Genomic DNA, 7,691 nt, shown 5'->3' with positions numbered 1-7,691 from the left:
CGGCCGGCTGCTGTGGGCCGAGCGCACCGGCCTCGGGGTGCTGCGCGACAACCACCACGGCGCGATCACGCTCGGACCGGCCCGCTCGGCGTACGTCCCGGTGCTCGGCGGGCTGGTCCGCGTGCGCGACCGGGACTGAGCCGCATCGAGGACGTCACGGGTAGCGGATGCCCGTGACCTCCTCGCTGAGCGTCCACAGCCGCCGTTGGGCGGTCTCGTCGTGGGACAGCTTGTTGCTGTCGGTCACCCGCGGGGTGCCGCCCCACTCCGCGAACCCGCTCGGCCCGCAGTAGGTGCCGCCCGGCAGGTCGGCGGTGGCGGCCATCAGCGTCGGCCAGGCGCCCTGGTCGGCGCGGTTGGGCGAGACCGCCTTGATCGTGGCGTCCAGGATCGTGGCGCGGCCGCCGCGGGCGCGGCCGTACTGCCCGTTCGCGGCGAGGTGGGTCGCCGCGAATCCGGGGTGCGCCGCGAGCGCGCGGATCGGCAGCTCCGCCCGGCGGGCCCGCCGGTCGAGCTCGTAGGTGAACAGCAGGTTGGCCAGCTTCGACTCGGCGTACGCCGGCCAGCGGCGGTAGCGACCCTGCTGGGAACGCGGGTCGTCCAGCGGGGCGCGGCGGGCGACCCGGTGCATCTGCGAGGAGACCGCGACCACGCACCCGGCGCCGCTCGCGACCAGCTGCGGCAGCAGCAGGCCGGTCAGCAGGAACGGGCCGAAGTGGTTGGTGGCGAGCTGCAGCTCCAGACCGTCGACGGTACGGCGGTACGGCGTGCCCATCACGCCGGCGTTGTTGACCAGCACGTCGATCGGGCCGAGACCGGCGGCCTCGGCCGCTGCTCGGCGCACCGAGGAGAGGTCCGCGAGGTCCACGACGAGCGTCTCCAGCGCGGCGCCGGGAACCTCCGCGGTGATCGCCGCGCGGGTTTCCTCCAGGCGCTGCGCGGTGCGGCCCGCCAGCACGACCCGAGCCCCGCGACGGGCCAGCTCGAGCGCGGTGAACTGGCCGAGCCCGCCGACAGTGGTGCCGGTGACGAGCACGGTGCGCCCGCTCTGGTCGGGGATGTCGGCGAGCGACCAGGCGTCGGGCCTCACGGGGTCGTCGCCATCTCGTCGAGGATCCGGGCGGCGAGGTCCTGGTCGCCCTCGATCGCCACCGTGCCGGGCTCGGGGTCGCGCCGGCCGCCGGCGACGCGGATGAACGCCTCGCGGTCCATCCGCAGCAGCACGTCCGGATCGGCCGGCACCTCGGGCAGCCGTTCCCCGCGGCCGGCGTCGGTCACCGTGAACGCGAACGGGCTGCTGCCCTCGAGCTCGAGCACCACCCGGGTCCCGGCGCGAGCACCGACGCGCTTGGCGAGCACGTAGCCCAGTCCCTCGGCGAGATACTCCGCGGTGTGCCGGGCGGCGGCCGAGTCCATGCCGCCGGGCCGGTCGACGGCGCGCCGGATGTCCTGCTCGTGCATCCACACGTCCAGCGGTCGGTTGCGCAGCAGCGTGCGCCAGTCCCACGGGACGCCGCCGAAGATCGGGTCGGGCCGACCCGCCGGGTCGGCGGGCGGGTCGGCGACCAGCCGCGTGTGCCGGGCGGTCACCGCGGACCGGATCTCGTTGATGATCGCGTCGGGGCTGGCGTCGCGCCGGGTGACCACCCCGATCTCGGTGTAGAGGCCCATCAGGCCGGTCACGTGGTCGGGCTCGCCCACGTCGGCGGTCTCCTCGGGAGCGCCCGAGAGGATCGACTCCAGGTGGGCGATGTGCGACGCCACGGCCTTGACGTCCCACCCGGGCAGGTCGGTCGGGGCGGACCACTCCTCCTCGTCGAGCTCCTCGAGGAGGTCGACGAAGTCGTTGACCGCCTGCCACCACACGTCGACGTACTCACGGAGCTCCGCGCCGGGATCGGTCATGCGCAGGACCCTAGTAGTTCCTGGGGTTCAGGGCACCTGCTGGTCGTGGAAGCGGACGGCGAGCACGGCGACGTCGTCCTCGAGCCGGTCGGGCACGAGATCGCCGAGCACCGCGTCGACGAAGTCCGCCATCGGCAGCCCATGGTGGGCCGAGGCGGCGGTGCGCAGTCGGTCCAGCCCGTCGGTGAGGTCCTCGCGGCGCCGCTCGACCAGCCCGTCGGTGTAGAGCAGCAGCACCGAGCCGGCCTCGATCGTCGTGCGGTTGTCGGTGCGCTCCGCGTCGGGGAGCACGCCGAGCATCAGGTCGGCGGTGTCGTGCTCGAGCAGCCGCGCCGTCCCCTCGGGGGCGACCACCAGGGGCGGCGGGTGCCCGGCGTTCGTCCAGCGCAGCGTCCGCTCGCTGCGCGACCGCTGCTCGTCGGTCTGCTCGATCCGGGCGTACACCAGGCTCGCCATGCCGTCGACCGTGAGGTCCTGCATGGCCTGGTCGAGCCGGGCGACGTTGCGGGAGGGCGCGTCGTCGACGGCCCAGGCGATCGCGCGCAGCATGTTGCGCAGCTGGCCCATGATCGCCGCCGCGCCGATGTTGTGGCCGACCACGTCACCGACCATGAGGCTGGTCGCCCCCGAGGGCATCACGACGGCGTCGTACCAGTCGCCGCCCACCTGGTCGCGCGAGGCCGCCGGCCGGTACCGCGCGGCCAGCTCCAGGCTCTCCGGCTCGGGGAGGCGGGGCAGCAGCGAGCTCTGCAGGGTGACCAGCGCGTCGAGCCGCTCCTGCAGCAGCAGTGCGCGCTGCACGGCCTGGGCGGTGTACGACGCGAGCGCGTCGATCGTGACGCGGTCCTCCTCGGAGATGTCGCGGACGTGGTCCCACACCAAGGCGAGCGCGCCCAGCGCGCGGGTGCGACCCAGCAGGGGGACGAACGACCGGGCCTCGCCGACCTGGCGGGTGGTGTCGAGGTGCGGGTAGCGGCGGTTCTGCTCGTCGCGGCCGCGGTAGTGCTGGTGGTCGCGCAGCACGATCGACAGGCCGAGCGGGTTGGAGTCGTCGAGGGGGAGGTGGGCGTTGCGCAGCGCGGACTCCCACCGGCTGCTCGGCGAGGTGACGAAGCGGAGCACCTGCTCGGGCTGCCCGGTCCGAGACGTCGCGTCGTCGGTGCACACCCACATGCCGGCGCGGGCGCAGCCGAGCTGTGCGAGAGCGGTCCGCTCCACGGCCTGGGCGACGTCGGCCATGGTCCGGGTCGCCGACAGCCCCTCGCTGAGCGCGAGCAGCACCCGGCTGCGGTGGCCGAGGTCGGCCTCCGCGGCTCGGGCCGCCCGCTCGGAGAGATGCGTGGCGCACGCGGAGGCCAGGTCCTCGAGGAGCTCGAGGTCGGCGCACGTCCACTGCCGCGGCTCACGGTCCAACGCGCACAGCGAGCCGACGACGGCCCCGGTGTGGTCGACCAGCGGCCAGCCGGCGTACGCCCGGACGCCGAGGTCCGCGACCGCCGGGTGCCGCTGCAGCTCGGGGTGGGCGCACAGGTCGGCGACGACCAGGGGCGCGCCGTCGGCGACGACGTGGGCGCACAGCGAGTGCGACAGGGGCGTCTCGCGCGCGGCGTCGAGCTCGGGCGGCAGCCCCCACGCACCGGGGAAGACCTGCCGGTCGCCGTCGACCAGACTCACGAGGGCGATGGGCGCGCCCAGGGTCCGGCAGACCATGCGGGCGTACCGGTCGAACGAGGGGTCGGCACCTGCGGCGCCAACGGACTCCATGCTGTACGGGTTCTCCTCCCGGTACCCCCGAGCCGCACCGTACCCCGCGCAGGGTCCCGCCGTCTCACCCTTCGAGGCGAGGGTGGGTGAGGGCGCGTCAGCCGCGGGCCAGCATGAGCGCGATGGCGAGCATCGTCACACCGATCAGCACGTCGAGGACCTGCCAGGCCCGGGGGCTGGACAGGAACCGCCCGGCACGACGGGCGCCGTAGCCCAGCACCGCGAACCACAGCACGCTCGCGAGGCAGGCGCCGAGAGCGAACCACCAGCGGCCGCTGGGGCCCTCGTGGTTGGCGATCGAGCCGAGGAGGAGCACGGTGTCGAGGTAGACGTGCGGGTTGAGCCAGGTCAGCGCGACCGCACGTACGGCGACGCCGCGGACGCCGGTCGTCCCGGTGGCCGCCGCGTGGAGGGCGTCGGCGCGGCGGGCGCGCAGCAGCGAGGTGACGCCGTACCAGCCGAGGAACGCGACGCCGAGCCAGCGCACCACGTCGAGCACCCAGCTGGCCCGCTCGACCAGAGTGCCGATGCCCGCCACCCCGGCGGTGATCAGCACGAGATCCGACAGCGCGCAGATCGCGACCACGACGCCGACGTGCTCGCGGGCCAGGCCCTGCCGCAGGACGTAGGCGTTCTGGGCGCCGATCGCCACGATCAACGACAGGCCGGTGACCAAGCCGGTGAACGTGGAGTCGAGCACGGCCACCACGCTAGGTGCCGCGGGGTGATGAAGGCCAACGAAACAATCTCACGCACCATTAGCATCGCTTCATGGACCTGCCACCCGCCCAGCTCGCTGCGCTCGTCGCGATCGCCGACCACGGCACGTTCGAGGCCGCCGCCCGCGAGCTGCACGTCACGCCCTCGGCGGTGAGCCAGCGGATCCGCGCCCTGGAGTCCCAGGTGGGGCAGGTCGTCGTGCAGCGCACCACGCCGTGCCGGCCGACCGCCGCCGGTCAGGTGCTGCTCCGGGTCGCCCGCCAGACCCAGCTGCTGCACGACGAGCTGCGCGAGGCCCTCGCCCACGAGCACCGCTCGAGCGTCGAGCTGCGGATCGCGGTCAACGCCGACTCGCTGGCGACCTGGTTCCGCGGCGTGGTCGGGGAGGTCGCCGACTGGCCCGGCGTCGCGCTGCGCATCGACGTCGAGGACCAGGCGTTCTCCGCCGGTCTGCTGCGCAGCGGCGACGCGCTCGCCGCCGTCACCTCGGAGCCGGCCGCCGTGCAGGGCTGCTCGGTCGAGCGGATCGGCACGCTGCGCTACCTGCCCGCCGCGACGCCCGCATTCATCGAGCGCTGGCGCCACGGCCGCGGCGTCGACTGGGCGCGGATGCCGGTGGTCGTGTTCAACGAGAAGGACACCCTGCAACACGACGTCCTCGCCCTGCGTGGCGTGGCACGCACCGGCGTGGCGCACCGGGTCCCCACCTCGGCGGACTTCCTCGAGGCGGTCCGCCTCGGGCTGGGGTGGGGGATGATCCCGGAGCCGCAGCTGCGCCCCGACGTCCGCGCCGGCCGACTCGAGCCGCTGCCCGGGCGGCTGCACCTCGACGTCGCCCTGCACTGGCAGCGCTGGCGGCTCGACTCGCCCACCCTGGACCGGCTCACCGACGGCGTACGCCGGGCCGCCCGCACCGGGCTGCGCCCGAAATGACGTCGACCCGCCCGAAACCTTCGGGCGGGTCGACGTGGTCAGTGCCTCAGAAGGCGTCCTCGTCGAGGTCCATCAGGCTCAGGTCGATGGACTCCGCGATCGCGCGCTCCGCGGTCAGCCGCGGCAGGTTGTTCTGCGCGAAGAACTGCGCGGCCGCGATCTTGCCCTCGTAGAAGGCGCGGTCCTTGCCCGGGTCGCCACCGAGCTTCTCCAGGGCGACCTCGGCCTGGCGCAGCAGCAGCCAGGCGCAGACGACGTCGCCGAGGACCATCAGCAGGCGGGTGGTGTTCAGCCCGACCTTGTAGATGTTGCGGACCTCCTCCTGGGAGGACATCAGCTCGTTGATCATGTGACCGACGATCGCGTTGGCGTCCGCGAGCGCGGTGGCCAGCAGCTCGCGCTCGTTCTTCAGCCGCCCGTTGCCGGCCTCGCTGTCGATGAACATCTGGATCTCCCCGGCCAGGTGGCCCAGGGCCTTGCCCTGGTCCTTGACGATCTTGCGGAAGAAGAAGTCCTGGCCCTGGATCGCCGTGGTGCCCTCGTAGAGGGTGTCGATCTTGGCGTCGCGGACGTACTGCTCGATCGGGTACTCCTGCAGGAAGCCCGACCCGCCGAAGGTCTGCAGCGACTCGGTGCCCAGCAGCACCCACGAGCGCTCGGAGCCGTAGCCCTTGACGATCGGCAGCAGCAGGTCGTTGACCTTCTCGGCCAGCTCGTCCCGCTCGCCGTTGTGCTCGGCGATCATCACCTTGTCCTGCCAGGACGCGGTGTAGAGCACCAGCGCCCGCATGGCCTCGGCGAACGACTTCTGCGTCATCAGAGAGCGGCGCACGTCGGGGTGGTGGGTGATCGTCACCCGCGGCGCGGTCTTGTCGGCGGACTGGGCCAGGTCGGCGCCCTGCACGCGCTCCTTGGCGAACTCCAGCGCGTTGAGGTAGCCGGTCGACAGGGTCGCGATGGCCTTGGTGCCGACCATCATGCGGGCGTTCTCGATGACCTGGAACATCTGCGCGATGCCGTCGTGGACCTCGCCGAGCAGGTAGCCGACGGCGGGCTCGCCGCCGCCCACGCCCGGGTCGCCGAACGTCAGCTCGCAGGTGTTGGAGACCTTGATGCCCATCTTGTGCTCGACGTTGGTGACGTAGGCGCCGTTGCGCGCGCCGAGCTCACCGGTCTCGAGGTCGAAGTGGTACTTGGGGACGATGAACAGGCTCAGGCCTTTGGTGCCCGGGCCGCCCGCGCCCTCGACGCCGACCGGGCGGGCCAGCACCATGTGGATGACCTGGTCCGTGGTGCCCTCCGCGGAGGTGATGAAGCGCTTGACGCCCTCGATGTTCCAGGTGCCGTCGTCGTTGAGGGTCGCCTTGGTGCGGCCGGCGCCGACGTCGGAGCCGGCGTCGGGCTCGGTGAGCACCATCGTGGTGTTCCACCCCTGGTCGACGATCAGCTGCGCGATCTGGCGGTCGCGCTCGTTGCCGTTGCGGTAGAGCACGCCGGCGAACATCGGGCCCGCGCCGTACATCCAGATCGCGGGGTTCGAGCCCAGCACGAGCTCGCCCATGGCCCAGCAGATGCTGGACGGCGCCGGGGTGCCGCCGAGCTCGGCGAACGTGGTGAGGCGCCAGTACTCGGCGTCCATCCAGGCCTGGTAGCTCTTGAGGAAGGCCTCCGGGATCGGCGCGGTGTTGGTCGCCGGGTCGAAGACCGGCGGGTTGCGGTCACCCTCGACGAACGACTCGGCGAGGTCCTCGCGTGCGAGGCGGTCGACCTCGGCGAGGATCGCGCGGGCGGTCTCGGTGTCGACCTCGGCGAACGGTCCGGTCCCGAGGATCTCGTCACGACCGAGCACCTCGAAGAGGTTGAACTCGATGTCGCGCATGTTGCTCTTGTAGTGGCTCACGGCCCCACCTTCGCGATTGTGTACTCGTCAGTAACTTCCATGATACGTACCGACCAGTAGCCCAGCAAGGCAGGCGGCGAACGTCACGGTCCTCCCTCAGGCCGCGGACTCCAGCCGCAGCGCCAGGGCGGGGCAGGCGGAGACGGCCCGGCGGGCGTGCCGCAGGTCGCGGTCGGCGACCTCCCGGCGGTGGACCACCGGGAAGCCGTCGGCGTCGTTGGCGAGGTTCTCGGGCAGCAGCAGCCCGCACAGCCCGTGCCCGTCGCAGCGGGTCCAGTCGACCTCGATCCGCCTCGGACGGCTCATCGCGCGGCCCCGCCGTCCAGCGGGAGGACGCCGGCGTACGCGCGTCCGCAGGACCCGTGCCGGCGGTGGGCGGCGACCTCGTCGGCCCAGACGTCGAGCGCGGTGGCCACGAACGCGGCGGTGCCGTCGGGGTGCGCGCAGGCGCCGCGACCGGGCAGCCCGC

The 7,691-nt window shown here is 73.0% G+C and carries 7 protein-coding genes; 1 reads left to right on the top strand and 6 read right to left on the bottom strand.

From position 1 onward, the window contains the following. Nucleotides 1-154: 154 nt before the first annotated feature. The 4 genes from VGD85_RS04085 to VGD85_RS04070 form a co-directional block, all read right to left on the bottom strand. Entirely contained in the window at nt 155-1,090 is a 936-nt protein-coding gene (locus VGD85_RS04085; protein ID WP_331062173.1) for an oxidoreductase, read from the bottom strand. Beyond that, the gene (locus VGD85_RS04080) at nt 1,087-1,905 is read right to left on the bottom strand and encodes a maleylpyruvate isomerase N-terminal domain-containing protein (protein ID WP_331062172.1); all 819 of its coding nucleotides are present in this window, start codon (nt 1,903-1,905) and stop codon (nt 1,087-1,089) included. The genes VGD85_RS04085 and VGD85_RS04080 overlap by 4 nt, the downstream gene beginning before the upstream one ends. 27 nt (nt 1,906-1,932) lie before the next feature. Continuing rightward, complete coding sequence (locus VGD85_RS04075; protein WP_331062171.1) at nt 1,933-3,669, bottom strand: GAF domain-containing SpoIIE family protein phosphatase; 1,737 nt, start codon at nt 3,667-3,669, stop codon at nt 1,933-1,935. A gap of 97 nt (nt 3,670-3,766) precedes the next feature. Next, nucleotides 3,767-4,369 carry a LysE/ArgO family amino acid transporter gene (locus tag VGD85_RS04070; protein ID WP_331062170.1) on the bottom strand — a complete coding sequence of 201 codons (603 nt, stop codon included), beginning with the start codon at nt 4,367-4,369 and terminating at the stop codon, nt 3,767-3,769. Nucleotides 4,370-4,440: 71 nt separating this feature from the next. Here VGD85_RS04070 and VGD85_RS04065 point away from each other — a divergent pair, with 71 nt between their 5' ends. Further along, nucleotides 4,441-5,322, top strand: coding sequence for a LysR family transcriptional regulator ArgP (locus VGD85_RS04065; RefSeq protein ID WP_331062169.1), 882 nt, complete (start codon nt 4,441-4,443; stop codon nt 5,320-5,322). Nucleotides 5,323-5,368: 46 nt separating this feature from the next. On the opposite strand, the gene VGD85_RS04060 is transcribed toward VGD85_RS04065, so the two are convergent. Both VGD85_RS04060 and VGD85_RS04055 read right to left on the bottom strand, forming a co-directional pair. Further along, on the bottom strand, nt 5,369-7,222 hold the full coding sequence (locus VGD85_RS04060; RefSeq protein WP_331062168.1) for an acyl-CoA dehydrogenase: 1,854 nt from the start codon (nt 7,220-7,222) through the stop codon (nt 5,369-5,371). 96 nt (nt 7,223-7,318) lie between these two features. Beyond that, nucleotides 7,319-7,528: a ferredoxin gene (locus tag VGD85_RS04055; protein ID WP_331062167.1), complete on the bottom strand. Its 210-nt coding sequence runs from the start codon at nt 7,526-7,528 to the stop codon at nt 7,319-7,321. Nucleotides 7,529-7,691 lie beyond the last annotated feature (163 nt).

The sequence above is a fragment of the Nocardioides sp. genome (genome assembly GCF_036401255.1).
In the GTDB taxonomy this organism is placed as follows: domain Bacteria; phylum Actinomycetota; class Actinomycetes; order Propionibacteriales; family Nocardioidaceae; genus Nocardioides.
This window is presented reverse-complemented; position numbering and strand designations above follow the sequence as displayed.